We start from the raw sequence: 932 nt of genomic DNA, 5'->3' as shown, positions 1-932 counted from the left end.
TGGTGAATTGAGATACGGAATTCAAAAAACAGCTTTTGAAATAGAACAAGATAGAGAAGAAAGAGAAGCAACAAAAAAAGATGGACCGGGAGCAATATATAAGGGGAAATATAAAGGAGGAGTAGAGGAAGTAATAAAAGATATATCAACAAGACCAATAAATAAGCGAGTACAATTTGGAGAAATAACTTTAATAATACCTGAAAATACAGCAATAAATACTAAACAAGGAAATATAGTAGATATGAAAACAGGATATGGAATAGCTATAACATTTTCTGAAAGTAGTAGTGGTTGTGTTGCTAAAAAAGTTAAAGAAAATGTGGATTATGGGATATTTTATAATAAAACTATTCCTGAAATAAATAAAATAGCAAAAAAAATAATGCAAATAAATGGTTTTAAAAATACGTGTAATTAAAATTACAGAAAAAAACTCCAATATTCAAAGTTAATTGAAAAACTATCTATTTATTTTAGTATTTTCCATATTGTAGGAAATCAAAAAATCTCGGCATTCAAAATTTTCCGAGTAAATATGAAATTATGCTGATAAGGAAAACAGCTGTCTGAACAAAGAGAGTTTGCTGTTTTCCAAGCATAGTGAATATTTATGAGGGATAAAAAATTTTGTAGACGATAGCTGGAGTGTGAGGGCGGTAATGAGCCCTCACGGAAAATAAAATATTAGGAGAAGTAAAGGACTTGTATAACTTAGATCAGAGTATAAAGATAAACTTGGCAATAAACGGACCTGCACTACTTGACAAAAGCCCTTATTTATTAGAAGCGAAAGATAAGTATAACAAAGAAGAATTATTAAAAGATTATACTAATGGAAAGTATACAGATAAAGGTTTATCAAATAGTCCAAAACTAAATACAAATGTATTGCCATATGAAAGAAAAGAAAATACAGGAGTGTCGGATAT

2 protein-coding genes are annotated in these 932 nt (G+C 28.9%); both read left to right on the top strand.

Features of this window, described 5'->3' with window-relative positions; genetic code table 11:
- Positions 1-421: hypothetical protein (locus tag EII29_RS11305; RefSeq protein ID WP_233573331.1), on the top strand; the 421-nt coding region annotated here is incomplete at its 5' end.
- Between the two features lie 284 nt (positions 422-705).
- The coding region (locus EII29_RS11300; protein WP_125237597.1) for an ABC transporter ATP-binding protein at positions 706-932 on the top strand (227 nt) is incomplete at its 3' end.

The organism is Leptotrichia sp. OH3620_COT-345 (genome assembly GCF_003932895.1).
Lineage (GTDB): Bacteria > Fusobacteriota > Fusobacteriia > Fusobacteriales > Leptotrichiaceae > Pseudoleptotrichia.
The sequence above is the reverse complement of the archived record's forward strand: the minus strand, read 5'-3'. Positions and strand labels throughout refer to the sequence as shown.